This is a genomic window from Halobium salinum (assembly GCF_026586625.1).
GTDB lineage: Archaea > Halobacteriota > Halobacteria > Halobacteriales > Haloferacaceae > Halobium > Halobium salinum.
Genome location: NZ_JAODIW010000006.1, coordinates 1026167 through 1049909, shown reverse-complemented (window position 1 = coordinate 1049909; position 23743 = coordinate 1026167). Strand labels below are relative to the sequence as shown.

Sequence of the window (23743 nt, the reverse complement as noted above, 5' to 3'; positions counted from 1 at the left end):
GACGAGTGCGGACCGCAGAGCGCGGGCCGCGGAGGCGACTGTCGGTGGCTCCCTTACAGTTCGTCGAGCTTCCGGAGGAGCTGGCCGCGGTACTCCTCGTCGGCGTTGAGTCCCTTCATCTCGAGCACGTTGCGCTCGAGCTTGTCGAGGGCGACGCGGAAGGCGTGTTCGGCGCCGTACCCCTCGCCGGAGCCGGCGACCTGCCCGTGACTGGAGCGCACCCGGACCTGCGCCTGGATGAGCGGGGTGCCGCGGAGCTTCTCCTTGTGTTCGTGGAAGCGGACGTGGACGTGGTGGACCTGCATCTCCTGGTACTTGTCCACGACCTCGGTGATGGCGGCGACCATGTCCTCGCGAGTCATCGTGTCCAGCAGGCCGATGTTCGTCACCTGGATGTCCATCTGCTCCTGCTGGGTGTAGGTGAGCGCACGCAGCACGTCGGTCTTCGTGAGGATGCCCGAGACGTGGGCGTCGTCGTCGCTCGGGGTGACGACGAGGCCGGCGACGTTCTGCTCGAACATGCGCTCGACGGCGTCCTGCACCGACTCGCCGGGGGTCGCGGTGAACACCGGACTGCTCATCAGGTCGTAGACGGGGAGGTCGAGCATCCGGTCGATGTCGCCGCTCCGGTCGCCCTTCCCCTGTCGGTCCATCTTCCGGGTGACGAAGTCGACGATGTCCTGCGTCGTGAGGACACCCGTGAGCTGACCGTTCTCGTTGAGGACGGGGAGTCGGGAGATGCCGTTCTCGCGGAGGCGGTTGATGGCCTGCCCGAGGCGGTCCTCCTCGCGGACGGTGACGACGTCCTCGGTGTAGATTTGTTCGACGGTGATGGCGTCGAGGTTGTCGACGACGGCCTCGAGGATGCCGTCGGTCGTGACGACGCCCCACAGATTGTCGCCCTCGAAGACGGGGGCGATCTGCACGTCGCCCTCGACGAGCATCCGGGCGGTCTCCCGGACGTCCTCGTGGCGGTCGACCTTCGGCGCCGACTTCATGATGGCGGCGGCCTTCGTGCTCTCCTCGATGTGAGACTGGATGAGCTGCTTCTGGCCGATGACGCCGGCGTACTCGCCATCGTTGGAGACGATGATGCCCTTGGGATTCTCCCGTTCGAAGATAGAACGGATCTTCCCCAGTCGCTTGTCGACGTCGACCTCGACGAACTCCGGGGTCGCGATATCAGTGATATCCATACTCCAACCTGGGGGTACACCGGCTCGCGTCTTCAAACTTGTTGCGGGTGAAATCGACCACGTCACCCGACAACGCCCCTGTTCCGACAGGTACGGCCGGTCAGTCGTCGGCCGGTCCCACCACGTCGGCGTCCGCCGGCCCCTGCGCGTCGAACTCGGCGACCAACCGGTCGACGGCGTCGGCCTCGTTGCCGGCAACGAGCGGTTCCTCGGCCGTCCGGCACTTCGCGTCGACGCCGAGGGCCGCACAGACCCGGTCGGTCGCCGCCTCCGCCATCAGTCGATGGGTCGTGAGCTTCCCGCCGACGACGCTGAGGAAGTTCTCGACGCCGTCGTCGGTACCCGGCCCCCCGCCGTTCCCGGCGTCGCTCCCGCCCTTCGCTCCGCCGTCCGACCCGTCCAGCAGGAAGAACCCGCGGGAGATGCCCCGTTCCCCGCCACGGGAGTCCTCGTCGGGGGCGTACAGGGGTCGGACGCCCCAGTACGTGTCGAGTCGCTCGACGTCCGCGACTGACGGGAGCATCGCCGCGCACTCGCGAATCGTCCGTTCGACCTCGTCCGGGTCCTCGACCATCTCGTCCGGGTCGTCGATGGCGACGCTGGTCGTCCCGAGGACGACCCGGTCGTCGTGGGGGATGACGATGTCGCCGTCGTCGGGGTCCCGACACCGGTTGAGGACGGGGCCGAGCCTCGGGTAGTCGACGCCGACCATCACGCCCTGTGTCGGACGCATCTCGACGTCGAGGCCGGCGAGCGCCGCACACTCCCCCGCCCACGCGCCGGCGGCGTTGACGACGTACTCCGGCTCGATACGGGCGTCGAGTTCGCCGCCCACCTCGGCGGCGACGACGCGACCGCCCTCGACCTCGAAGTCGAGTAACGGCGAACCGGTCGCGATTCGTGCGCCGTGTTCGCGGGCGTCCGCCCCGGTGGCGGCCACCAGCCGTGAGGGGTAGACGACCCCGTCGGGGACCTCGAAGACGCGTTCCGCGTCGTCGGCGAGGTCCGGAACGCGCTCGCGGGCCGCCTCGGGGGAGAGCTCCTCGACCGGGATGTCGTGCTCGCGGCAGGCGTCCCGCTTGGCCTCGTAGTACGCCGGGTCGTCCGATTCGAGCGAGACGAACAGGCCGCCGCTGTCGCGGACGCACGCCGGGGCGATATCTCGGATGATGCGGTTCTCCGCGATACACTCGCGTGCCCCCTGCGGGTCGGCCTCGGCGTAGCGGGCGCCGCTGTGAAGCAGGCCGTGTGAGCGACCGGAGGTGCCGCTCCCGAGCCCACCGCGTTCGACGAGCGTCACGTCGACGCCGCGCATCGCGAGGTCGCGGGCGACGCCGACACCCGTGGCGCCGCCGCCGACGACGAGGACCGTCGTGTCCATGTCGGACACTCGGCAGCGAGCGGGCAAGACCCGTCCGCTTCCGGCGTCGCCCGCCGGCTACGTGGGGGTGAAGTGTGTGCAGACCTAGCGGGGTCGAGGTCCACCGTCCGTTCCCGTCAACTCGGGTTCACTGACCCCCCTTCCCACTCGTCGCGACACGACTCGTCGCAGAAGGAGTACAGTTCCACGTCGCCGTCGTCGTGGTCGGTAACGACCGGGTAGGAGGTTCCCGGCTCGAACGGTTCGTCACAGTGGTCGCAGGTCGTAAAGAACGGGGTCGAGTTCTCACCTTCCATCGAGTCCCACTCGGTCGCGCGATACTCGGCGATTCATCATAAAATTTCACCTCTACTCGGGGTCGTCGAAGCGAGTAGACGACGGGAAGGGCAGTTCGTCGCACCCGGTCGGTCGCAGTCGACTCGGCGCGAGAAGCGGTGTGAGGGGGTCGAACGACACGTCTCCCGTCCGCGGTTACGGCCGACCCGCGGTTCGTCGTCAGGTGAGCGTCGACCTCGCCCGCCTCGCTTCGTGATGGCCTCCGAAGTCGGACTTCTCCGTCCCGGCCCTCGATACTACGGACGCCTCGTTATTGCTCGTCGTTGCGAAGAATCCGAGGATGGGTCGGGGCAGATTCGAACTAATCGAGAGACGGTCGCTCCCGTTGGTCGCGCTGCGTCTCTCTGAGTTCGAATCTTCCGTACTCGGATTTCACGCCACGGACCGCTCGCTGGCGCTCGCGGTCGTTGTGGCGCGAAAATGGGTTGGGGCAGATTCGAACTGCCGACCTGCTCCGTGTGAAGGAGCCGTCATAACCGGACTAGACCACCAACCCGGCACCAGAACGTACCTCCGGTCCGGACTTAAGGGTTGTCTTGTCTGCCGGCTACCTGCCGGGATTTAGGTGAGCCGAAAACACAACGCTTTTTAAAGAATTAGGCATACCTAAAGTCGATGCGTCGCCGCGAGGCCGCATCGCGTCTGTCCCGACCGTGGGCATCAATGGTCGGTTCAGCTCCCCTATCATTCTCTCACCGATGACGGTCAGAACTCCACAAGCGTCGGGTTTATCGCGCGCTCGGTCGTCGGGTAGGGTATGACCTCCCCGAAGGTGCTCGTAACCGACCCCGTCGGAGCCGTCGGGTCGGCGGTCGTCGACCACCTTCTCTCCGCCGAGCGGGAGGGCGAACGGACACTCGACACGACCCCTCACGGCGCGACCGACGCCCGGCCCATCGTCTACGCGCTCGTCGACGACCCCGACACCGAGGCCGGTCGTCGACTCGCCGGACGCGGCGTCCGACTCGTCCGCGGGACCCTCTGGAACCGACCCTCCCTCGACCGGGCGATGCGCGGGATGGACGGCGTGTTCCTCACGACACCCACCGACCGCGGGACCCAGCCCGAAATCGCGGCCGGCGAGAACGCCGTCGACGCGGCGGCCGCCGCCGGGGTCGCCCACCTCGTCTTCTGCTCGTCGACGGGGGCGGCAGTGTCACCCCCGGACGGTCGTCCCGACCCGAAGCGACCGGTCGAGGGGTACCTCCGCGAGTTGGGGCTCCCCTCGACGGTGTTGCGTCCGACCTTCCGCATGGACCGGTTCCGGTCGTACTGGGCGGACGCACTCGACGGGACCATCGGTCTCCCGCTCCCGGAGGGCGTCCGCCTCTCGATGGTCGACGCCCGGGGAGTGGGTGCGGTCGCCGCGGCGGTCCTCCGGGAACCCGGCCGGTTCGTCGGGCGCGACATCACCGTCGCCGGCGACCGACTGACGCTCCCCGAAATCGCCGAGGAGTTCTCGCTCGTCCTCGGACGGCCGGTCCGGCCCGTCCACCTACCCCCGGAGTCGGCAGAGGAGCTGTTCGGTGTCGAAGCCGCCGCGGAGTTCCGGTCGTTCGAGGCCACCGACCGGGAGGTCGACACCTCGGCGCTCGAACGCGAGACCGGCGTCGAGCTACGCACGCTGAAGGAGTATCTCGGCGACGCGGAGTGGGCCGAGCGCCCCTCCGAAGCACACGAGCGGTGAGAAGTCGGCGGCCGAGAGCGGCGGCGACCGGTTCGCGGTTCAGTACGTCGGCCGTTCTTCTTTCTCCCCGTCGCGCTGGTTGACCAGTCGGCCGAGGGTGAAGAGGAGGTCCGACAGCCGGTTGAGGTAGGTGACGGCCTCCGGGTTGACCGCCTCGTCGCCGGCGAGGCGCACCGAGCGCCGTTCGGCCCGGCGCACGACCGCCCGGGCGTGGTGGAGCGCCGCCCCCGCCTCGCTCCCGCCGGGGAGGACGAACGACCGGAGTGGCTCCAGCTCCTCGTCGGCCTCGTCGATCCACGCTTCGAGTCGCTCGACCTGCGCTTCGTCGACCTGCGGGTCGTCCTCGTCGGCGTCGGGGTTCGCGAAGTCCGCCTGCACGACGAACAGGTGGTTCTGTACCGCTTCGAGGGTTTCGTCCACGTCGTCGTACCCGGTCGGGCGCACGGTGCCGACGAGTGCGTTCGCCTCGTCGACCGTCCCGTAGGCTTCGATTCGCGGACTCGTCTTCGACACGCGGGACATGTCCCGCAGGTCGGTCATCCCCTCGTCGCCGCGGCCGGTGTAGATGGTCATCGGGCCAGCGTCTGCTCGACGTAGCGGAGGATGTTCTCGCTCTCGCTCATGGTGACGCCGTGGTCGTCGTCGACGAGCACCGGGACGCCGCGCTGGCCGCTCACGCGCTTGACCTCGTCTCGCTTCGAGTGGAGCGCCTCGACCCACTCGGTCTCGTACTCGACGCCGTTCTCGTCGAGGGCGTCGTGGACCTTCTCACAGTACGGACAACCGTCCAGCGAGTACAGCGTAATCGCCATAGCCTCGCTTGGGTCGGGCGAGAGAAGTACCTTGGCCTCGCGGCGCCGGGGAGCCGCCCCCGTCTTCGCGTTCGACCGCGCCGCCCGCACCGACCGCGTCGGCCCCACCGACCCCGGAACCAACATCTTCAACACGTCCCCTCCCGGATTCGTTGCTATGAGCCTGGAGATGGAGCACGACTGTCCGCAGTGTGGCGGGAGTCGCGAGTTCTACCGTTCCGCGAGCACGACCCTCCACCTCGGCGAGAAGTCGAAGTGGCGCTGCACCGACTGTGGCTACGGTTTCGTCCGCATCGGCGACGAGATAGACAGCTCGGCCTGAGTCGCCGCTCGCCACTTCCCGCTCTCCCGTTCCCCCGTGAGCGACGGCTCCGGGCGTCGTCGCGTCTCGAACGGACCGACTCGCCGGCGACCCGGCTGGCTCCCGTCTACGCCGACTCGGTCGCCTCGACCTGTTCGTCGTAGTCGGGTCGGGTCTCGGGGACGCCGTTCGCGACCTCGTCCGTGAAGCCGGGTACGACGTCGTCTTCGAACGCCGTCTCCGAACCCGAAGTTCGCGTGTGGCTGAACGACGGGGAGCGAGGGAGGCGACGGAGACTCACGCCACCGACTCGAACAGTCCGCCGTACCCCTCGTCCTGTGGCAGCTGCGAGAGCACGTCCGCTATCTCGGTCTCCCGCCCGAGCGCCTCCTGCAGGGTTCGAACGACGGCGTTCGTCGCGTCCTCGGGGTGTTCGGCGACGGCGTCGTGCTCGGCCCGGTCGGCGACCCGTTCGAGGAACGTCTCGAAGTCGAACTGCTCCCCGTGGTCACCGCCGGTCAGATGCTCGCCCACCTCGGCCGGAAGCTGGGCTGCGAGATCCTCGGCCTCGCCCTCGTCGATGCGTTCGCCGAGGGTCGCGAGCGTCGCCCGGGTCGCGCTCACTGCCTCGCCGCTCCCCGCGTACTCGCCGTGCTGCTGGACGGTGCCGATGAAGCTGTCGTAGTCCATTGCGGTCACGGCTAGGGACCAGTTCGGGGAGTGGTTTGTGGCCGCGGGAAACCGCCCGACTGCGGGCCGACGACTGTGTGTATTTCCTCCGGCCGTCGACCCACGTCGCCGCACCTGTCCGCCGGGTCGGGAACCGGGCTGTCGACCCCCGACGCCGCTCGGCGGCCGAACTCAGTCCTCGCCGTCGTCCTCGCCCTCGTCGGCGAGCGCCTGCCACGACAGTCGGGGACTGCGCGCCGCACTAACCTGGTCGATGCGGCGGGCGGTCGTCCGGCGGGGCGCCTCGGCGAGCGTCTCGTCGTCGTCGGCGACGGCCTCGTTGAACGCGGCCGCGAGGTCGTCGAGGGAGGCGCGGCTCTCTATCTCCGTCGGTTCGGTGAGCATCGCCTCCGACACCATCTCTGGCCACTTCGTCGTCGGCGGGTGGACGCCGTAGTCGAGCATCCCCTTCGCCACTTCGGCGGCGTCCCGGTCGCCCGCGGTCGCCGCGAACTCGTGGTGGAACGGGCCGTACGGGATGTCGAGGTCGATGCGGTCGGCGAGGTAGTTCGCGTTGAGGACGGCCTTCGCGCTGGCGTCGCGCAGGCCGGCGTCGCCGAGCCGGGCGATGTACGCCCACGCCTTCACCAGTACGAGCCAGTTGCCGGCGAACCCGTGGACCTTCCCGACCGAGCTCTCGGGGGCGTAGGTCTCGTAGACGCCGTCGTCGGTCTCGCGCACGTGTGGGTCCGGCAGGAACTCGGCGAGTTCCTCGACGACGCCGACCGGGCCGGCGCCGGGGCCGCCGCCGCCGTGGGGCGTGGCGAACGTCTTGTGGACGTTGTAGTGCATGATGTCGAAGCCCATGTCGCCGGGTCGGGCGCGGCCCAACAGCGCGTTGAGGTTCGCGCCGTCGTAGTACAGCAGGCCGCCGGCGTCGTGGACGATGTCCGCGATGTGTTCGATGTCGCGCTCGAACAGTCCCACCGTGTTCGGGTTGGTGAGCATCAGCGCGGCGGTCTCCTCGCTCACCGCCGCTTCCAGCGCCTCCACGTCGACGCGCCCGTCCTCGCCGGAGGGGAGTTCGACGACCTCGTACCCCGCCATCGCCGCCGTGGCGAAGTTCGTGCCGTGGGCGGAGGCGGGGATGACGACCTCGCTTCGGTCGTCGCCGCGAGCCTCGTGGTACGCCTTCGCCACGAGGATGCCCGTTAACTCGCCCGCGGCCCCGGCGGGGGGCTGGAGCGTCACCGCGTCCATCCCGCCGATGCGTCCGAGGTAGTCCTGCAGGCGGTGGTACGCCTCGAGGACGCCCTGCGAGGCGGCGTCGGAGCGGTCGGGGTGGACCGCGCCCTGCGGGAGCGCGGCCACGTCCTCGGTGAACTTCGGATTGTACTTCATCGTACACGACCCCAGGGGGTACGGTCCCGAGTCGATGGACCAGTTCATCTGCGAGAGCCGGGTGTAGTGGCGGGCGAGTTCGGGTTCGGAGAGGGAGGGGAGCGTCACCTCGTCGCGGGTCAACTCCTCGGGGAGCGGTGAGTCGTCGTCACCGACCTCGACGGTCGTCTCGTCCTTCTCCGAGAGCAGCGGTTCGTACAGGTCCTCGCGGCTGTATCTGGCTTGGTCGTAGTCCATCGGCATCTCAACGCACCTCCTTCATCGCCGCGACGAACTCGTCGACGGCGCCTCTGTTCGCGTCGGTCACACACACCTGAATCAGGTGTTCGCCGACGACGTGGACGGCGAATCCCTCGGTCTCTAGGTCGCCCGCGACCGCCTTCGCCGGTTGGTCGACGTGGGCGACGAACTCCCGGAAGTGGTGGCGGTCGTGGTGCGGCGCGATGACCCCGTCGATGTCAGTCAGCCGGCCGGCGAGTTCGCGGGGGAGACGGACGCACTCCTCCGCGAGGTCGACCAGCCCGTCGGCGCCGAGCCAGTTCGCGTGCATCGCCGTCCGAAGTGCGACCCACGCCTGGTTCGTGCAGATGTTGCTCGTCGCGCGCTCCTTGCGGATGTGCTGTTCGCGGGTCTGGAGCGTGAGGGTGTACGCCCGCTTCTCGGCGGCGTCCTCGCCGACGCCGACCAGACGACCCGGAACTTGCCGGAGGAAGTCGTCCCGACAGGCGAAGAGGCCGAGACCCATCCCGTAGGCCGTCGGCAGCCCGAGCACGCCCGCCTCGCCGACGACCACGTCGGCGCCGACGCTCGCCGGCTCCTGCAGGAGCGCCATCGCGAGCAGGTCGGTGCCGAGACAGAACAGCGCGTCGTGCTCCTCGGCGAGGTCACCGACCGCCGAGAGACCCTCCTCGATACTCCCCCGAACGGTGGGGTTCTCGACGTACACCATCGCCACGTCGTCGGCCATCGCCTCCGCGAGGGCGTCGCGGTCGACGTTGCCGTCCTCGAACGGGTACGTGTCGAGTTCGAGGTCGGTACCGCCGACGTAGTTCTCGAGGACGCCGCGCTTGCCCGCCCGGAGGAACGCCGCCTCGGGAACCAGAACCCGGTCACCGTCGAAGTCCCGCAGGCGGTTGGCGAGGCGTGCGGCCTCGCCGAGTGCCGTCGCGGCGTCGTACATCGAGCAGTTCGCCACCGGGAGCCCCGTCAGCTCCACGAGGAGGGACTGGTACTCGAACAGGGCTTGCAGGAACCCCTGCGTGATTTCGGGCTGGTACTGCGTGTAGCTCGTCAGGAACTCCGCCCGGTCGGCGAGGTGGTCGACGAACGACGGGACGTAGTGGTCGTAGTGGCCTCGACCGAGAAACTCCGTCAGGTCGCGGTTCTTTCCGAGCGTCTCGGCGGCCTCCTGACGGATTCCCCGCTCCGTGCGGGGCTCGATGCCGAACTCGCCCTCGAACGATACGCCGTCGGGGATGTCGAACAGGGCGGCCTCGTCGTCGACGCCGACGGCGTCGAGCATCGCCCGCGTCTCGTCCGGCGTGTGCGGGGCGAACGGCGTCCCGCGCGGTCGGTTCCCGCTCATCGGACCGTACGGCCTCCGGTGTGTGAGATTCGGACCATCTGCGCTTGTTCGGTACTACGGCCGGGGGCACATAGACGTGCCGGGATTGGGCCGCACGTACGGGGATGGAGGCCACGTGCGTGCACACTCTCGTAAAATATTGCCGCGACTGTCGGTCGTCGACACACGGACGTGTATCCCCCGGCCAGTGGGGTCCCGGCGCTACCCGGCCGGTCGGTGCGCACCCGGACCGCCGTGGCTGTCACTCGGTGACGGAGGAGTGCGCGTCGGGGGCGAACCGAGTCGGGTCGGCTGGGTGGGGGTCCAATCGACCGAAGGGTACCGGCGCGACGCCCGTTACTCGATCTGGTCGCGGTACTCGTCGGCCGACAGCAGGTCGTCGAACTCGTCGGGGTCGCTCGGGTCGACCTCGAGCATCCACCCGTCGCCGTAGGGGTCGTCGTTGACGAGTTCGGGCTCGTCGAACAGCGCCTCGTTGACGGCGACGACCTCGCCCGAGACGGGGGCGTAGAGGTCGGAGACGGCCTTGATGGACTCGACGACGCCGAACTCGGCGTCCTTCTCGATGGTGTCGCCCTCGTCGGGGAGTTCGACGAACACCACGTCGCCCAGCTCGTCCTGGGCGAAGTCCGAGATGCCGACTCGGACGGAACTGTCGCCGGTCTGTGTCCACTCGTGCGATTCCAGGTATCGAAGGTCGTCGGGTACGTCGAAGCTCATGGTTGGTGTCGATGGGGAGAGTCGTTATCCGTCGATGAACGGGGTCGTGGTGACTTCCGCGCGTTTCTCGCTGCCGCGGACGACGACGCCGACGCGCGTGCCGGGGTCGGCGTGCTCGACCGGGAGGTAGCCGAGGGCGATGGGTTCGCCCAGCGTAGGGCTCATCGTGCCGCTCGTGACCGCCCCGACGACGTGGCCGTCGGTGTCGACCACGTCGTAGCCGTGGCGGGGGACACCGCGCTCGAGGAGTCTGATGCCGACGAAGCGCTCGTCGGGGCCGTCCTCGTTCACGCGGGCGAGTGCGTCGCGCCCGACGAACTCGGTGTCCAGTTTCACGGTGAACCCGATGCCGGCCTCGTAGGGGTTCCGCGGGTCGTCCTCGGGGTCGAAGTCCTGCCCGGAGAGGAGGTAGCCCATCTCCAAGCGAAGCGTGTCGCGGGCGCCGAGGCCACAGGGGGTCGCCGCCGTGTCGCCGCTCGCCTCGTCCGCTCCCTCGGCGCCCTCGCCGTCGCCGCCGGCGACGAACGCCGACCAGACCTCGGTCGCGTCGTCCCACGGAGCGAGCACCTCGAAGCCGTCCTCGCCGGTGTAGCCCGTGCGGGCGACCCAGCAGCGGGCGCCGGCGACCGTGGCGTACGTCGCCTGGAACTTCGAGAGGTCGCGCACGTCCTCGACCGCGGTGCCGCCGCCCCCGTCGGCGTCGGCATCGAGCACGTCGGCGGCGTCGCCGACGAGGTCGGCCGCGTCGGGGCCCTGCACGGCGAACATCGCCCAGTCCTCGGTGCGGTCCTCGACGGTCGCGTCGAGGTCCCAGCGGTCGCGGTGGGTGACCCACCGGTCGTGCATCTCGACGTCGTGGCCCGCGTTGGGGATGAACAGGTAGCGGGTCGTTCCCGTCGCCGCGTCGTCGGCGTCCGTGGCGTCGGGAAGCCGGTAGACGACGGTGTCGTCGAGGATGACGCCGTCTTCGTCGGTAATGGCGGCGTACTGGGAGTCGCCGGGGTCGAGACGGGTCACGTCGTTCGTGGTGAGACGCTGCATCAACGCCGTGGCGTCCGGGCCGGCGACCACGACCTCGCCCATGTGCGAGACGTCGAAGGCGCCGACCGCCTCCCGGACCGCGGCGTGCTCCGCGCGGATGGAGTCGAACTCCACCGGCATGTCCCACCCGCCGAACTCCGTGAACTTCGCCCCGCGAGCGGCGTGTTCCTCGCGCAACGGCGGTTTGCGAAGGGCCATACCCGCACGTCGAATGGGGGGTAGGTAATGGTTTTGTATCCGGGCAGTCGGTAGGTGGGTCGGCACTGACCCGACACGGAACGAACGCGCCGCGGTCCCGTCGAACCCCATTCAGGGCTAGTTTTATATACTTCGAGCCCATCTGAATTGAGTATGAACGTAGTAACTTTTTCTGAGGCCGACGCGGCGACGACCGACGCGACCGGTGCGGGCGACCTGGCGGCCGGTTCGAACGAGCGCACGACGGGGCGGCAGACCGCCACCTACGCCGAGATGTCGCGGGCGCTCCAGTCGTTCTGAGTCGGGGGGTCGCACGGCGAGCCGACCGCGGTCAGTCATCTTTTTCGGTGCGGGACCGAAGGTCGGGGTATGAACCTGACCGGACCCGACTCCGCGCTCACCGGCGAGCAGCGGGCCATCCGCGACGTGGTCCACGAGTTCGCCGTCGAGGAGCTCCGACCCGGTGCCGAGGAGGCCGACCGCGAGGAGACGTTCCCGGAGGACGCCTGGGACGCGCTCGCCGACCTGGACCTGACCGGCCTCACCGTCCCCGAGGAGTACGGCGGCTTCGACGCCGACCGGACGACGTACAGCGTCGTCAACGAGCAGGTCGCCTACGGCCAACTCGCCGTCGCCACCGCGCTCTCGGTGCACTGTCTCGCCACCTCCTGCATCGCGAAGTTCGGGAGCGAGTCCGTCAAGGACGAGTGGCTCCCCGAGATGGTCGACGGCCGCCCCGTCGGGGCGTTCTGCCTCTCCGAGCCCCAGGCCGGGTCGAACCCCGCGGAGATGACTACCTCGGCGACGAAGGACGGCGACGAGTACGTCGTCTCCGGCGAGAAGCAGTGGATAACCAACGGCGAGCGCGCGGGCGTCTACATCGTCTTCGCGAAGGTCGACGGCGCCGACGACGGCATCACGCAGTTCCTGGTTCCCGCCGACTACGACGGCGTGACGGTGGGCAAGAAAGAGGAGAAACTCGGCCTGCGCGCCAGCGACACGACCGGGATGACGTTCGACTCGGTGCGGGTTCCCGAGGAGTACCGTCTCACCGAGGAAGGTCGCGGGCTCTCGGCGGCGTTCACCATCCTCACCGGCGGGCGCATCGGCATCGCCTCGCAGGCCGTCGGCCTCGCCCAGGCCGCCTTCGACGAGGCCAAGTCGTACGCCGCAGAGCGCGAGCAGTTCGGGAAGCCCATCGGCGACATCGACGCCGTGCGGAACAAGTTCGCCGACATGGCGACGCAGCTGCAGGCCTCCCGCCTGCTCGTCCGCGAGGCGGCCCGACAGGAGGACGAAGGCGAGGACAACCGGGTCGCCGCGTCGATGGCGAAGTACTTCGCCAGCGAGGCCGCCGTCGACGTGACCAACGAGGCCGTGCAGATTCACGGCGGCTACGGCTACATGAGCGAGTTCGACGTGGAGCGCTTCTACCGCGACTCGAAGATTACGACCATCTACGAGGGGACGAGCGAGATTCAGCAGAAAATCATCGCACGCGGCGTGCTGGACTGAGTCTGGTTCGGGTCGAGGCAGGCTGGGGAGGAGCGCCACTCACCGGCGGAGCGTCAACACGACGGCGGCCCACGCGGCCGCGACACCGAACAGGAGGGCAACCGAATCGGTTCCGTCGCCGAAACGCCAGCCGAAGAGGAGGTAACCGGCGAGGCCGACGACAAACGTCGCGACGCCGAGGTAGAAGCCGAGACCGCGCGAGTCGGGGTCGGAACCCATACACGTCACTCACTCTCGGTCGGGAAAGGACCCACGGCTCGGCGGACCCGAAGCGGGACGCCGGCGCGATTTACCGGCCTCTTAAGACTCTCTTGGCGTCCAGGTAACTAAAGCGGATACTCGGGAAGGCGAGCACAGTATGTCCGAGAGACCATCGGTCAGCAGGCGTACTGTCCTGAAAACCCTCGGCACCGTGGGCGTTTTCGGTGCCGTCGCGAGCGTCCCCTCCGTCGCCGACACCGCTACCTCCTCGAACGCCGATACGACCGTCACCTGGGAGCGACGCTACCGAAAGACGCTGGACGACGAACTGTTCATCGACGGCGTGCAGGACGTCGTCGACCTCGACGACGGGTACCTCCTCGGCGGCGGCGCCCGCCCGTATCGTGGCCCCGGGATGGGGTACGTCTGGCTCGCCCGGACCGACGAGGCCGGCAATCGCCGGTGGGAACGAACGCACCCGACGGGACGCGAGTCCGAACTCGACTATGTGACGATGGGCCGAACCGCCGACGGCGGGTTCGCCGTCGGGGCGAACGGTGCCGGTGACGACGGGAAGCTCCACGGGTACGGGCTGAAAGTAGACGCCTCGGGCGAGTCCGTGTGGACGGCCGATTTCGGGCCGAGCAACATCGGTGCCGTCGCCGCCGGCGACGGCGCGGCCTTCGCCGGCGTCCGGTACCGGCAGGACGACGAGGGCCAGCCCTACCCCCTGTTCGTCACCAAACGGGCTTCCGACGGGTCCGAGTCCTGGACCTGGGCCGGGTCGGTCGACCCCGAAGACAACTCCGAGACCGACAGGTCGCCGAAGCACGACGCCACCGCGGCCATCGGAACCGACGACGGCGGCGTTCTCGTCGCCGGCGTCACCCGCTACAGTCGAGCCGGTGCGGTCGAGGGCCTGCTGAAGTTCTCGGCCGAGGGCGACCTCGAGTGGCGGTCCGTCGCCATCGACGACCGATACGGGGGTGAATCCGGCGACGTCGACGACCTGCTGCAGCTCGGGGACGGTGGGTACGCCGTGCTCGGCGATTCGGGCAGTTACGAGGACGGGGACGTCGTCGTCACCCGCGTCAGCGACGAGGGCGAGGTCGTCGGCGCCGCGTCTCTGGAGGGACCGACCGAGGGCTCGGACGACGCGTCGGCGTTCGTTCGGTCCGGGACCGGGTACACCATCTCGTCGCACGTGGACGGCGACCCCGACAGAGCACAGGTGATGCAGACGACGGACGGCACGTCGGTCGAGTGGACGGCGCTCCTCGAGGACCCCGAGTTCGACCTGTACGCCGGCGACGTCGTGGACGCCGGAAGCGGAGTCGTCGTCGGCGGCAACTTCGGCCAAGTCAAGCAGGACAACGGCGCATTCCTGCTGAAACTCGTCGAAAGCGACGCCGAGGGAGGGGCCGACGGGACGACACCCGACGAGACCACGACACCGGAGTCTGAGCCCGACGAGACCACGACGCCGGAATCGGAGCCGGACGAAAACACGACCGAGGAGCCGAGCCGCGACGAATCCGAGGAGACGACTCCCGAGAGCCCGGAGGAGCCGACCTCGGACGAGACGACGGCGGACGAGCGGTCGGACGCCGGTGCGGGCGAGACGACGCCCGAAGAGACTCCCTCGGAAACGACCGACGAGGTCGACGAAGACGGTGACGGCTGTCCGAAGAACGACTGACCCGGAGGTCCGTAGTCGAGGGGCGGTTCGGCGCCGACTCCGGCTCTTCGCCGGTCAGTTGTACCCGCGCCACCGATAGCCGCACTCCTTGCACTTGAAGAAGCGCGTCGGCGGCTCGTCGGCGGCGCCGGTCTGCTTGATGGTGTACCACGCCTCGCCGTGCCCACAGCGGTCGCAGGTCACGTCGGTGGCGGTGGGTTTGCCCTCGAACTCGGCGCCCTCCTCGGTCTCGATGAGTTCGTCGCCGCTCTGCTCCTCGGTCGAGACGAACTCGGCGGCCCGGTCGGCGTCCTGCTCGGCGGAGGCGCCACAGCTCCGACACACCATGGTGCCGTCCTCGTTCATCATCATGGAGCCGCAGTCGTCGCAGAACTGCATGGGCCGCCTTCGCGCTCGCCCCACTAGGGGCTGTCGGAACCCCGGTGTCGTCACTCCGTACGCGGAATCGAACCGGGGCCGTCCTCGCCGCCGTACTCGGCGACCATCGGACAGGCGCGAACCCGAAAGCGGTCGAAGTCGACAACCTCGACGACCTCCGCCCGGTCGTGGCTACAGGCCGACACCGGCGGGTCGGTGAAGTGCGGACAGCGCTGGCAGAACGCGCGCTTGTCCACGACGTGTTCGGGGTCCGACCCGTCGGCGTCGACGGCGTCGACGGGGCCGACGACGCCCGCGTCGGCGAACAGGTCCGCCCAGACGGCGTCCGTGTCGACGGCCTCGACCTCGACCGACTCGAAGAACTCGTCGGCGGCATCGCCTTCGCGGTCCTCCGGGGACGCCCGTCGGCGACGAACGTCGTCCGCGAGTCCGTCGAGCGGAGGGTCGGCCGCCGGGTCACGCTCGTGCTCGCTCGCCGGCGTCGACTCCGAGGCCGTCGGCTCCGGACTCGCTGAGTCCGGACTCGTCGACTCCGAACCTTCCGACTGTGGTCCCGACCCGACCCCGGACTCGACGCCGGTCTCGGCACTGGGCACCTCCTCGATTAGCTCCTCGACCTCTCGGTCGTCGCTCACGGCTGGGCCTCCCGGCCGTCGGCGGAGCGTCCGTCTCGGCCGTCGGTCGGGCGCCCGTCCGGGTCCTCGTCGTCGACGGGGTCGCGTCGACCCACACTCGCGGGAGTATCCGTCAGGTCCTCAGCCGTCGCGGGGGAAGCGTCGTCGTCGCCCGCCGGCGGGTCGTCGAAGAAGTCGTCCGGTTCCTCGGAGCGGTCGGCGTCGAGGGTCTTCCCCTCCAGCGCCGGCGGGTCGCCGGGGACGAGTCGGGTCGACCCGAAGAACCGGCGGCCGGGCTCGAAGTCGACGAAGCCGACCCCGCAGTGGGGACAGGTCGGCTCGTCGAGCAGTCCGACGTGGACGGTCGAACCGCAGTCCCCGCAGTCGGGGGTGGCGGCGCCGTGGCGGGCCGCCTCGCGACGGAGCTCCTCCATCGCGGCGCGGGCGCTCGCCCGCCGTTCGAGCTCCCCGACCCGCGCCCGTAGGTCGACGACGGCCCTCGCTAGCTGTGTCGCCTTCCGGTCGAGGACGTCGCGCTCGTCGCGGAGGTACGAGCACACCTCCTCGAAGTTGTCGAACCCGTCCTCTACACGGGCGTCGAGTTCGGCGACCGCTTCGGCCAGGGCGTCGCTCCTGGTCGACGCGGTCTCGACGGCGTCACGGAGCTCCGCGTGGTCGTGCTCGGCGGGCGCCTTCGCGTCGGTCTCGCGTTTGACCTGAATCACCCGCGAGCGCACGTCCTCGACTTTCGTCTGTACGTCGTCCTCGACGGCGGTGACCCGCGAGAGGAGCCCCTCCACGTCGTCCTCGACGCTCGTCTGTCTCCGCTCGAGCGCGGCGGGGTCGACCGACGACTCCTCTCCCTCGACCTCCTCGAGGAGCCGGTACGCCTCGACCGCGCGCGAGAGCATGGTCTCGCGGTCGAGGCCGCGTTCCCACGCCTCCCCGTCGAGCCACTCCACCTGTTCGTCCGACAGCGCCTCGATGTGCTCCCCCGGCATCTGTCACCCCCGTTTCGCCTTCCGGTAGTTAAGTATTGCCCGTGGTGACTGTCACTCTACGGAACTAAAAAGAACGAGGTGGTCGACGGCGGCGACACCGGTCACCGACAGTGCCCCACGCGGGCCGCCGGTGGTCAGTCGGCGACCCGCCGACGGCACCCGCTCAGCGAATCTTCCGCACGTCGCTCACGTCGAAGCCGCCCTCGTGAATCTCGGTCTCGAAGCGGACGATGTTCTCCGATTCGAGCTGTGAGAGCACCCCGCGGAAGGAACGGACGACCATCGTCCGGGCGCGCTTGGATCCGCCGGACTCCCACTCGAACTGGAGGGTGCCGCCGGCGGCGTCCATCAGGTAGCCCAACTCGGTCGCCTCGAGGGTGTCGACGCTGGCGAGGAGGAGGATGAGCCCGCCCCAGTCGTGGGCCGCCTTCGTCAGCCCCTTCACGAGCATGGCCACGTCGGTCCACGCCACGTCGTCGACGGCGCCGACGAGGTCGGAGACGGCGTCGATACAGACGAGGTTCCCCTCGGCGTTCGCGCTGAGGTAGTCCCCGAGCGCCTCCAAGACGTCTCCCTGGCCCTCGCGCGCCCCGAGGTCCTGGATGGAGGTCGTCTCGTCGTCGTACCAGTCGCGGGGGATGGGACTGAGCTGGAAGTACTCGGGCGAGAGGTCCTCGAAGTGGACGGCTCGGCTCGCCGCCTCGACGATTTCGTCGTCCATCACGTAGGACATCTCGCGTTCGACGTGAGCGCGGTCGGCCGTGAAGGAGAGGTAGTGAACCTCGGGTGGGACGCTCGCCCCCCCGTCGAGGTCACCGTAGTGAAGGTCGAACAGCGCCGGGTCCGCCGACGCGAGGGCGTTCATCGCCGCGCTGGTGTAGATGAACTCGCGGGCGCCGGCGCCGGCCTCCCCGGCCAGCAACACCACGGTCCCCGACGGGGCGCCGCCGCCGATGATGGAGTCCAGTCGCGGAACCCCGAACGGGATTTCGTCCATGCCCCCGCCTTTCGTTCGGACTTCTTATGTGTTGCGTCGACGAGGCGCTACCGAACGCTTATTACTTAGTGATATCACTAGGTAATCGCAATGTCGTTCCAGGGATTCAGCCAGGCCGGCGAAGCACAGATTACTCGCGCCATCGGCGACGCGTGGCACGAGGAGTTCCAGGAACTCACCGACAGCGACGTGGTCGTCGTCGGCGGCGGCCCTTCGGGGCTGGTGGCGGCGAAGGAACTCGCCCATCGCGGGGTCGACGTGACGCTCCTCGAGAAGAACAACTACCTCGGCGGCGGCTTCTGGCTCGGCGGCTTCCTCATGAACAAGCTCACCGTCCGCGACCCGGCCCACGAGGTTCTCGACGAACTCGGCGTCCCGTACGAGGAGAGCGACGAGGCGGAGGGGCTGTACGTCACCGACGCGCCCCACGCGTGCTCGTCGCTCATCCGAGCGGCCTGCGAGGCCGGCGTCCGGGTCCAGAACATGACCGAGTTCACCGACGTGGTCGTCCGCGAGGACCACCGCGTCGCCGGCGTCGTAATGAACTGGACGCCGGTCCACGCGCTCCCCCGGGAACTCACCTGCGTCGACCCCGTCGCCATCGAGTCCGACCTCGTCGTCGACGCCACCGGCCACGAGGCGCTCGTCGCCTCGAAGCTCCGCGAGCGCGGCGTGCTCGACGCTCCCGGTCTCGACCACGCCGCCGAGCACAACACTGGGATGGACGGCTCGGCGGACAACGAGTTCGGCGCCCCGGGCCACGACTCCCCCGGTCACGACTCCATGTGGGTCGACGAGTCCGAGGACGTGGTCGTCGAGGAGGCCGGAAAGGTCCACGAAGGACTCCTCACCACGGGACTCTCGACGGCGTCGGTCCACGGCCTCCCCCGGATGGGACCGACGTTCGGCGCGATGCTGCTCTCCGGCCGCCGAACCGCACAGGTCGCCCTCGACGAACTCGGCGTCGACGCCACGGTCGACCTCACCGGCCGGTCGCCGACGCCGGCGGACGACTGAGGTGAGCGAGATGGGTAAGACGAGTCGCGACGACGCCGGCCGACGTCCGTCGCAGGTCCACGAGTCCTCGACTGACGTCGCCTCCCCTCCGCCCTCGGTATCCCCCGTCGACCGGGCGCCGATCGCCCTCACCGTCGCCGGCTCCGACAGCGGCGGCGGCGCCGGTGTGGGGGCCGACCTGAAGACGATGGAGGCCCTCGACACGTTCGGCACCTCGGCGGTGACGGCCGTCACCGCCCAGAACACGACCGGAGTCTCGGCGGTCACACCGGTCCCCCACGAGACGGTCCGCGAACAGGTCGCCGCCGTCGCCGAGGACCTCCCGGTCGCGGCCGCGAAGACCGGGATGCTCGTCGACGGCGAGACGGTCCGTGCGGTCACCGACGCGTTCCGCGAGTGGGGCGTCGGGCGCGACGCGCCGCTCGTCGTCGACCCCGTCGTGCTCGCCGAGTCCGGCGACCGACTGCTCGAACCGGGCGGGGTCGACGCCCTCCGTGAGCGTCTGCTCCCCGAGGCGACGCTCGTCACGCCGAATCGGCCGGAAGCGAACCTCCTGGTCGGCCGCCCGGTTACGGACACGACCGACGCCGCGGCGGCGGCCCGTGCCCTCCGGAATCTCGGCGCCGACGCGGCGCTCGTCACCGGCGGGCACGTCGACGGCGCCGGCGCGGGCGACGACACCGAGGACGGCGACAGCGACGGCGCGGACAGGGTCGAGCGAGTCGGCAACGACGAGCCGGTCTCGGCCGTCGTCGACGTGCTCGCGACCGCCGACGGGGTCCGGCGGTTCAGACGCCCTCGCGTCGACACCGACGCGACCCACGGGAGCGGCTGCACCCTCTCGGCCGCCATCACGGCCCGCCTCGCTCGCGGCGACGACCTCGAGACGGCCGTCGAGACCGGAGCACGGTTCGTCGACCGTGCGGTCAGGTTCGCCCGCGCGGACCTCGGCGCCGGCGCCGGCCCGGTGAACCACGCGGCGACGCTCCGCTCTCGCGCCGGCGTCGCCGGGGCGCTCGCCGCCGTCGACGACGCGGTCCGGTCGTTCGAGCGGACGCCCGCGGCGGCTCGGCTCGTCCCCGAGGTCGGCCTGCAGTTCGCCGTCGCCCCGCCGTGTGCGCTCGACCCCGAGGAAGTCGCCGCCGTCGACGGACGACTCCATCGTGTCGGCGGGGGGGATGGTCGCGCGGACCCCTCGACCGTCGCGGTCCGGGCGACCGGGTCCGCCCGCCTCGGCGCCTCCGACCACCTCGCCCGACTCCTGCTCGGCGTCCGCGAGGCCGACCCGACCGTCCGAGCGGTGTGTAACGTCCGCCGGGACGAGGAGACGGTCGACGCCGTCGAGGAGCGCTTCGAGACCGTCCGCGTCGACCGGCGCGAGGAGCCGAGTCACGCCCCGGGGACGATGGACTGGGTCGCCGCGACGGCGCTCGCCGGTCGAGGCCGGGCGCCGGCGGCGATAGTCGGCGACGGCGACCACGGGAAGGAGCCGATGGTGCGCCTGCTCGGCCGGGAGCCGTCGAAACTCCGAGAGCGGGCGGTCGGGGTGGCCCGGGCGCTCGACGACTGAGCGGCGCGAGCCGTCGGGTCCGGACCCGGGTCGAACCCGGAGAAGCGTTATGACGCCGCGGACCCTCGTAGCCCCGATGGGATTCTTCAGAAAGCTCGGCCGGAACGTCGAGCAGTTCACCGAGGACGCGAAGGCCGCCGCCGAGGAGTACAACGAAGGGGCCGACCGAGACCAGGAGGCCGGCCAGGACCAGGAGGCCGGCCAGGACCAGGGGGTCAGTCGGGAGGGGGCGACCGGTCACGAGGCGGCGACGGTCGAGTGCGTCGACTGCAGCGCTCGCTACGAGGAGTCGGGCGACGCCTGCCCGGACTGCGGTTCGACGGAGAGTCGGACGGTCGGGGACGAGGAGTGAGTCAGTACCGCCGGTCGTCGCGGTAGTACAGGAGGGCGGCGCCAGCGACGAGCATCAACACGCCCCACCACAGCGAGTCGCCGGGGACGACCGCGAGCAGGAACGTGACGACCGCCGAGGTGACGAGCGACCAACCGAGCGTCGTCTGATAGGCCATACCCGTAATTCGAGCGCGGGCCGGTTACGTCCGGTGGCCGGTCGAGTCGAGGCCGGCGCTACACGTCCAGCGAGGCCCCGCCGTTCCGGCCCGCGACGACGAGCACGTCGCCGTCGACGCCGGCCGCGTCGAGTGCCGCCTCGCCGGCCGCACGGGCCGCGTCGGCTCGCTCCGAGTCGGTGACGCCGTACACCGCCGGCCCCCACGAGGACTGTCCGGCGCCGTAAATCGAGGGGTGGTCGTCGAGCGCCGCCACGACGCCGCCGACGGGCGGGCGGTAGACGCCGCCCTGTTCGTCGGCGTACCACGAGCCGTTGAGACGGCCGACCTCGGCGACGGCCCCGCCGAAGCGCTCGGCGCTCCCCTCGGCGACGGCCGGGAGTACTCGACGGGTGAGCACCCCGGCCACTCTGTCGGCCACCGCGGGGTCCGCGCGCTCGACCGCCGCCCGCATGCTCTCGTCCTCCCGCTCGTCGCTCCGACCGGGGTCCGCGTCGGGGAGGACGAGCAGGAAGCGCCAGTCCTCGGGAATCCGGTGGCGTGCGGCGACGGCGGGGACGGTCCAGTCGCCGTCCGCGGGCCGGTCGGTGGTGAACCGCGCCGTCGGGTGGCCGGCGTCGAGGACGAACCCCCCGTCTTCGAAGGCGGCGACGCCGATTCCCGACCGTCCGCCGCGACCGAGCGCCGGCGCGTGCGCACGGACCTGCGGGTCGAGGTCGTGTGCCCGCGCCACCGCCGCCAGCGTCGACAGCGCCAGCGCCGTCCCGCTCCCGAGGCCGACGTGTCGCGGGAGCGCCGCCTCGACGACGACGTCCGCCCCTTCGACCGGGTCACCGAGCAGGGAGACGGCGCGCTCGGCGTACTCGCGGGCGTCGGGGTGGGCGCAGTCGACGCCGGTCGCGGGTTCGGCGCGGACGACCGTCTCGGGTCCCGAGAGGGCGACCCCGAGCGCGCCGTACAGTCGCTCGTGGGCGAGACTCAGGTTGCCGAAGCCGAAGTGCAGGCGCCCGCCGACGGCGACGTGTGTCATATTCGTGGTTCGAATCGACGGGGGATGCCGGTTTCGACGGTGGCAACGCCGGCCGGGGCTGGCCGACGTGTGGCGTCTATCAGGCCGGAACATCGGATTACGCGACGGGCAACCTCGCTGTTATCTCCTGTATAAGTAGGTGCCTCGGAGAGAGAGCGAGCCTCGTAGTGAACCCCAGCTAACGACGACAGCCTCGGCAGGCGTTCGGCCCTCAAACTACTCGGCAGCCTCGGTGTCCTCGGCGCGGCGGGTACGGGTGTATCGCTCGCCCAGAGCGACGGCGGAAGCGGCGGTGGTACCCCCAATAGTTCCCCGACGGACGAAGGAACCGAAGTCCGCGTCGCGTGGGAGCGGCGATACCGGGAGACCGAGACGGGAATCAACGTAGAGGATGGAAAGCAGATACTCTTCGGCCTCGGCGTCGGGGACCTCGTGAAGACGGCCGACGGGTTCGCGCTCGCCGGCAGTCTCGGCAGTGTGGCGGGGGACGGCGCGAACGACTGGGACTCGGAGCGCATCTGGCTTGCCAAGACCGACGCCACCGGCACTCGACTGTGGGAGGACGCTTACCCTGTCGGCGACTCCAGCGACCCGGTTCGGTTCACCGCACTCGGAAAAAGCCCGGACGGGGAGTTCTACCTCGGGGGCGCGACGACACGAGGAACCGATGACCAGGACGCCGTCTACCTCGCGAAGGTCGCTCCGGACGGGAAGACAGTCTGGGAGAAGGTCCTCGCGGGAACCGACGTCAGCGATATCGTCGTCCTCGAGGACGGTACGCCGGTGTTCGTCATCGACACCGAGGAGAGTCGAATCCGACTCCACGCGACGACCGACGACGGCTCGACGAAGTGGGACCGAAGTGAAGACGTCATCGAGGACGAACGCGAGTCGGCCAGCGACGCCGTGGCGACCGCCGATGGAGGCCTCGCCGTCGTCGGCGGGAACGGCGGCGACCGCCTGCTCGTCAAGTACGATTCGACGGGGCACGTCGTCTGGTCCCAGACGTGGGACCGTGGCGTCCGCGAGAGCGCGGACGACGTCCTCCCCGGCTACCTCCGGAGCGTCGCACAGGCCCCTGACGGGAGCTACGCCATGACCGGGGTCGAACTGGGTGACATCCCGCTCGTCGTGACCGACGCCTCCGGCGAGAAGCAGTGGCAGAAGACGTACCAGGTCGCGGCGGAGGGCGACGAACACGGCCGAGGAGAGACCGGAGAGGACCTCACGGCGTTCGACGGCGGCTACGGACTCCTCGGTGCGAACGGCGGTCTCGAGTCCAACGACAACGAAGACGACGAGGACGGAAGCGTCGACGGCAACGTCCAGTTCGTCGAGACGGACGCGAGTGGGAACGTGCAGTGGACCTACTCCTACGACGGGGAGGGGTCGATGGCCCCGGAAAGTCTCGTCAAGACCGAAGATGGGTACGCGGCCGTCGGCGGGTTCGACACGACCCCGGGCGTCGACCGGGGCGAGGGCCTCGGCGCCTTCCTGGTGAAGGTGACCGTCGAAACAGTCGACGCCGACGACCCGACCGAGACGCCCGACGAGACGACCACCGAAGAGCCGACCGAGACGCCCGACGAGACGACGGAGTCGCCGGAAGAGACGACCACCGAGGAGCCTGCCCAGAGCCGCGACAGCGACGGCGACGGACTCACCGACAGCCGCGAGGAGGAACTCGGCACCGACCCGCACGACCCCGATACGGACGGCGACAAACTCTCCGACGAGAAGGAGCGCCAGAAGTACGGTACCGACCCGACCGAGGCCGACACCGACGGTGACGGCGTCAACGACTGCCGCGAAGTGAACGTCTACGGTACGGACCCGACCGACGCGAACGACACGCCGTAACTCGACCGACCGCGCCGCAGCAGCC

At 69.8% G+C, this 23743-nt stretch carries 27 protein-coding genes and 1 tRNA gene; 9 read left to right on the top strand and 19 right to left on the bottom strand.

Annotation, left to right across the window (positions count from 1 at the left end):
• Window positions 1-53: 53 nt before the first annotated feature.
• The 4 genes from N5095_RS08605 to N5095_RS08590 all read right to left on the bottom strand — a co-directional run bounded on the left by N5095_RS08605 (window position 54) and on the right by N5095_RS08590 (window position 3409).
• Window positions 54-1196: a CBS domain-containing protein gene (locus tag N5095_RS08605; protein WP_267622362.1), complete on the bottom strand. Its 1143-nt coding sequence runs from the start codon at window positions 1194-1196 to the stop codon at window positions 54-56.
• Between the two features lie 100 nt (window positions 1197-1296).
• Complete coding sequence (locus tag N5095_RS08600) at window positions 1297-2577, bottom strand: FAD-dependent oxidoreductase (protein ID WP_303651558.1); 1281 nt, start codon at window positions 2575-2577, stop codon at window positions 1297-1299.
• A 116-nt stretch (window positions 2578-2693) separates the two neighbouring features.
• Entirely contained in the window at window positions 2694-2873 is a 180-nt protein-coding gene (locus tag N5095_RS08595) for a DUF7576 family protein (RefSeq protein WP_267622360.1), read from the bottom strand.
• Between the two features lie 461 nt (window positions 2874-3334).
• Window positions 3335-3409 (bottom strand) — tRNA-Val (locus N5095_RS08590).
• Between the two features lie 261 nt (window positions 3410-3670).
• Between N5095_RS08590 and N5095_RS08585 the strand changes: the two genes are divergently transcribed.
• Entirely contained in the window at window positions 3671-4600 is a 930-nt protein-coding gene (locus N5095_RS08585) for an NmrA family NAD(P)-binding protein (RefSeq protein ID WP_267622359.1), read from the top strand.
• 39 nt (window positions 4601-4639) lie between these two features.
• Here the strand turns inward: N5095_RS08585 and N5095_RS08580 are convergent, their stop codons facing one another.
• Together N5095_RS08580 and N5095_RS08575 are read right to left on the bottom strand one after the other, a co-directional pair.
• Entirely contained in the window at window positions 4640-5173 is a 534-nt protein-coding gene (locus N5095_RS08580) for a cob(I)yrinic acid a,c-diamide adenosyltransferase (protein WP_267622358.1), read from the bottom strand.
• Complete coding sequence (locus tag N5095_RS08575; RefSeq protein WP_267622357.1) at window positions 5170-5412, bottom strand: glutaredoxin family protein; 243 nt, start codon at window positions 5410-5412, stop codon at window positions 5170-5172. Before N5095_RS08575 ends, N5095_RS08580 begins: the two co-directional genes overlap by 4 nt.
• A 157-nt stretch (window positions 5413-5569) precedes the next feature.
• Here N5095_RS08575 and N5095_RS08570 point away from each other — a divergent pair, with 157 nt between their 5' ends.
• Window positions 5570-5734 carry a DUF7838 family putative zinc beta-ribbon protein gene (locus N5095_RS08570; RefSeq protein WP_267622356.1) on the top strand — a complete coding sequence of 55 codons (165 nt, stop codon included), beginning with the start codon at window positions 5570-5572 and terminating at the stop codon, window positions 5732-5734.
• A gap of 106 nt (window positions 5735-5840) precedes the next feature.
• On the opposite strand, the gene N5095_RS08565 is transcribed toward N5095_RS08570, so the two are convergent.
• The 6 genes from N5095_RS08565 to gcvT form a co-directional block, all read right to left on the bottom strand.
• Window positions 5841-6014, bottom strand: a complete 174-nt coding sequence (locus tag N5095_RS08565; RefSeq protein WP_267622355.1) for a hypothetical protein — start codon at window positions 6012-6014, stop codon at window positions 5841-5843.
• Window positions 6011-6403, bottom strand: coding sequence for a DUF2267 domain-containing protein (locus N5095_RS08560; RefSeq protein ID WP_267622354.1), 393 nt, complete (start codon window positions 6401-6403; stop codon window positions 6011-6013). The genes N5095_RS08565 and N5095_RS08560 overlap by 4 nt, the downstream gene beginning before the upstream one ends.
• Window positions 6404-6574: 171 nt before the next feature.
• Entirely contained in the window at window positions 6575-8020 is a 1446-nt protein-coding gene (gene gcvPB / locus N5095_RS08555; protein WP_267623022.1) for an aminomethyl-transferring glycine dehydrogenase subunit GcvPB, read from the bottom strand.
• Between the two features lie 7 nt (window positions 8021-8027).
• Window positions 8028-9368, bottom strand: a complete 1341-nt coding sequence (gene gcvPA / locus N5095_RS08550) for an aminomethyl-transferring glycine dehydrogenase subunit GcvPA (protein ID WP_267622353.1) — start codon at window positions 9366-9368, stop codon at window positions 8028-8030.
• A gap of 336 nt (window positions 9369-9704) precedes the next feature.
• Window positions 9705-10088: a glycine cleavage system protein GcvH gene (gene gcvH, locus N5095_RS08545; protein ID WP_267622352.1), complete on the bottom strand. Its 384-nt coding sequence runs from the start codon at window positions 10086-10088 to the stop codon at window positions 9705-9707.
• Window positions 10089-10112: 24 nt separating this feature from the next.
• Entirely contained in the window at window positions 10113-11327 is a 1215-nt protein-coding gene (gcvT, locus tag N5095_RS08540) for a glycine cleavage system aminomethyltransferase GcvT (RefSeq protein WP_267622351.1), read from the bottom strand.
• A gap of 153 nt (window positions 11328-11480) precedes the next feature.
• Between gcvT and N5095_RS08535 the strand changes: the two genes are divergently transcribed.
• The gene (locus tag N5095_RS08535) at window positions 11481-11627 is read left to right on the top strand and encodes a hypothetical protein (protein WP_267622350.1); all 147 of its coding nucleotides are present in this window, start codon (window positions 11481-11483) and stop codon (window positions 11625-11627) included.
• A 69-nt stretch (window positions 11628-11696) separates the two neighbouring features.
• A complete protein-coding gene (locus N5095_RS08530) occupies window positions 11697-12842 on the top strand; it encodes an acyl-CoA dehydrogenase family protein (protein WP_267622349.1) in 1146 nt (381 codons plus the stop codon).
• A gap of 39 nt (window positions 12843-12881) precedes the next feature.
• Here the strand turns inward: N5095_RS08530 and N5095_RS08525 are convergent, their stop codons facing one another.
• Window positions 12882-13061: a hypothetical protein gene (locus N5095_RS08525; RefSeq protein WP_267622348.1), complete on the bottom strand. Its 180-nt coding sequence runs from the start codon at window positions 13059-13061 to the stop codon at window positions 12882-12884.
• 139 nt (window positions 13062-13200) lie between these two features.
• Here N5095_RS08525 and N5095_RS08520 point away from each other — a divergent pair, with 139 nt between their 5' ends.
• A complete protein-coding gene (locus tag N5095_RS08520) occupies window positions 13201-14742 on the top strand; it encodes a hypothetical protein (protein ID WP_267622347.1) in 1542 nt (513 codons plus the stop codon).
• 54 nt (window positions 14743-14796) lie between these two features.
• Here the strand turns inward: N5095_RS08520 and N5095_RS08515 are convergent, their stop codons facing one another.
• From N5095_RS08515 to N5095_RS08500, 4 genes are all read right to left on the bottom strand, one after another.
• Complete coding sequence (locus N5095_RS08515) at window positions 14797-15120, bottom strand: transcription factor S (RefSeq protein ID WP_267622346.1); 324 nt, start codon at window positions 15118-15120, stop codon at window positions 14797-14799.
• A gap of 50 nt (window positions 15121-15170) precedes the next feature.
• The gene (locus N5095_RS08510) at window positions 15171-15755 is read right to left on the bottom strand and encodes a DUF8135 domain-containing protein (protein ID WP_267622345.1); all 585 of its coding nucleotides are present in this window, start codon (window positions 15753-15755) and stop codon (window positions 15171-15173) included.
• Window positions 15752-16735 carry a hypothetical protein gene (locus N5095_RS08505; RefSeq protein WP_267622344.1) on the bottom strand — a complete coding sequence of 328 codons (984 nt, stop codon included), beginning with the start codon at window positions 16733-16735 and terminating at the stop codon, window positions 15752-15754. Before N5095_RS08505 ends, N5095_RS08510 begins: the two co-directional genes overlap by 4 nt.
• A 163-nt stretch (window positions 16736-16898) precedes the next feature.
• Window positions 16899-17732, bottom strand: a complete 834-nt coding sequence (locus tag N5095_RS08500; RefSeq protein ID WP_267622343.1) for an RAD55 family ATPase — start codon at window positions 17730-17732, stop codon at window positions 16899-16901.
• Window positions 17733-17822: 90 nt separating this feature from the next.
• On the opposite strand from N5095_RS08500, the gene N5095_RS08495 reads away from it, so the two are divergent.
• From N5095_RS08495 to N5095_RS08485, 3 genes are all read left to right on the top strand, one after another.
• Window positions 17823-18749: a sulfide-dependent adenosine diphosphate thiazole synthase gene (locus N5095_RS08495; protein ID WP_267622342.1), complete on the top strand. Its 927-nt coding sequence runs from the start codon at window positions 17823-17825 to the stop codon at window positions 18747-18749.
• Window positions 18750-18759: 10 nt separating this feature from the next.
• On the top strand, window positions 18760-20319 hold the full coding sequence (thiD, locus tag N5095_RS08490; protein WP_267622341.1) for a bifunctional hydroxymethylpyrimidine kinase/phosphomethylpyrimidine kinase: 1560 nt from the start codon (window positions 18760-18762) through the stop codon (window positions 20317-20319).
• A 76-nt stretch (window positions 20320-20395) separates the two neighbouring features.
• On the top strand, window positions 20396-20671 hold the full coding sequence (locus N5095_RS08485) for a hypothetical protein (protein ID WP_267622340.1): 276 nt from the start codon (window positions 20396-20398) through the stop codon (window positions 20669-20671).
• A 1-nt stretch (window position 20672) separates the two neighbouring features.
• Here N5095_RS08485 and N5095_RS08480 read toward each other — a convergent pair whose 3' ends face one another.
• Window positions 20673-20828, bottom strand: coding sequence for a hypothetical protein (locus N5095_RS08480; protein WP_267622339.1), 156 nt, complete (start codon window positions 20826-20828; stop codon window positions 20673-20675).
• A 58-nt stretch (window positions 20829-20886) separates the two neighbouring features.
• Window positions 20887-21858 carry a beta-ribofuranosylaminobenzene 5'-phosphate synthase family protein gene (locus N5095_RS08475; RefSeq protein WP_267622338.1) on the bottom strand — a complete coding sequence of 324 codons (972 nt, stop codon included), beginning with the start codon at window positions 21856-21858 and terminating at the stop codon, window positions 20887-20889.
• A gap of 432 nt (window positions 21859-22290) precedes the next feature.
• Here N5095_RS08475 and N5095_RS22355 point away from each other — a divergent pair, with 432 nt between their 5' ends.
• A complete protein-coding gene (locus N5095_RS22355) occupies window positions 22291-23718 on the top strand; it encodes a hypothetical protein (protein ID WP_267622337.1) in 1428 nt (475 codons plus the stop codon).
• Window positions 23719-23743: the final 25 nt, after the last annotated feature.